Consider the following 1,488-nt stretch of genomic DNA (forward strand, 5'->3'; position numbering starts at 1 on the left):
TGTGCAGCTCGGTGCCCGGCACCCTCACCAGTAGGGGGTCGGCATCGCCAATGAAGCACGGCAGTGTCGTCATCCCGAGCCCTTGCCGTACAGCAACGATCTGCGCCTCGCCGTCCGTGGTCCTGAATGGACCCCTCGTGGTGCGAACCTCACCCTCGCTGGCCCAATCCGGAATGCCATGAGCGCTTATGACGATCCACCGGATGGGATCAGGCGCGCCCGCACGCCATGCGGCCAGTCGATCCCGGGACATGTAGACGCCGCCGAACAGCTCCGGTCCCTTCAGGCCGTGAAGATTGAGCGGCAGGGTTTTGCGGTCGTAGACGACGCGGATCGCGACGTCGGCCCCTCGGTTGGTCAGATTTGCCAGCTCGCCGGACGACAGGATTTCCATCTCGATGTCGGGATGCAGACGCGCGAAATCGGCGAAGTCCGGCATGAGCAGGTGTGTCGCAAGGGTCGGTGCCAGCGTCACCCGCAAAAGCCCGCGCACGCTCTGGTCGCGACCGAAGACGCGCGTCTCCAGCAAATGCGACGACGCTTCCATCTGGTTCGCGAGCTCGAGCTGGACGAGGCCGTCAAGCTGATCGGCCGGAACGTGACCGGCGTTCGCGGCGACGCGTCCAATCTCGACGACCTCGACCGCCTGTTCGATACAGTCAAGCGGGAAAAGGGCAAGATCGACATCCTGTACGCAAGCGCTGGCACGGGCGAAGCCGTCCCACTGGGCGAGATTACCGAGCAGCACTTCGATGCGGCCTTCAACCTGAATGCGCGCGGCACGCTGTTTACGGTTCAGAAGGCGTTGCCGCTGTTCAACGATGGCGGATCGATCTTCATGACCGGGTCAGTTGCTTCGATCAAAGGTTTTCCTGGTTACAGCGTGTATGCGGCGAGCAAGGCGACGTTGCTCGCATTCGCACGCGGGTGGCTCAACGAACTCAAGGGCAGGAATATCCGGGTGAACGTCCTGCACCCAGGGCCGATCGCCACACCGATGCAGGACCAAGTTCTCACCGAGGAGGCGAAGCAGATGTTCGAATCCCTGATCCCGCGGGGAAAGATGGGGCGTCCTGAGGAAATTGCGGCGGTCGCGCTGTTTCTTGCTTCAGACGATTCGAGTTTCGTGAATGGGGTGGAGTTGTCTGTCGACGGTGGCTTCTCGGCCATCTGAAATCGCGCCGGGTCGCGGGAAGCGGCTGACCGACGGGAACTTCGAAAAGTACCGTCACCGCTCTACGGACGATCTAGCAAACCGCACTAGTCCCGATCAACGTGGGTCGCGAAGTTTTTTCTTGCGCCTTTTGCCTGCGGCAATTCGGAAAACGATTCGTCAGGCGAATGAATCAGATGGCAGTACCGACGACGGCGCCAATGCCGGCGGTCAGCGCCATTGCTAGCGCCCCCCAGAAGGTAACGCGAACAGTTGCTCTTAACACATTGGCACCGCCGGCTTTCGCGCCAATGGCACCCAGCACTGCCAGGAAC

Annotated in this window: 2 protein-coding genes and 1 pseudogene; 1 reads left to right on the forward strand and 2 read right to left on the reverse strand. The window is 61.6% G+C overall.

From position 1 onward, the window contains the following. Nucleotides 1-565, reverse strand: a pseudogene (locus tag EN935_RS35640) (LysR substrate-binding domain-containing protein); the annotation flags it as partial. On the opposite strand from EN935_RS35640, the gene EN935_RS35645 reads away from it, so the two are divergent. Beyond that, nucleotides 530-1,174, forward strand: coding sequence for an SDR family oxidoreductase (locus EN935_RS35645; RefSeq protein ID WP_245951995.1), 645 nt, complete (start codon nt 530-532; stop codon nt 1,172-1,174). The pseudogene EN935_RS35640 and the gene EN935_RS35645 overlap by 36 nt on opposite strands. A 172-nt stretch (nt 1,175-1,346) precedes the next feature. Here the strand turns inward: EN935_RS35645 and EN935_RS42490 are convergent. Further along, nucleotides 1,347-1,488: VIT1/CCC1 transporter family protein (locus EN935_RS42490; RefSeq protein WP_348629923.1), on the reverse strand; the 142-nt coding region annotated here is incomplete at its 5' end.

The organism is Mesorhizobium sp. M7D.F.Ca.US.004.03.1.1, assembly GCF_003998635.1.
GTDB classification, from domain to species: Bacteria; Pseudomonadota; Alphaproteobacteria; order Rhizobiales; family Rhizobiaceae; genus Mesorhizobium; species Mesorhizobium loti.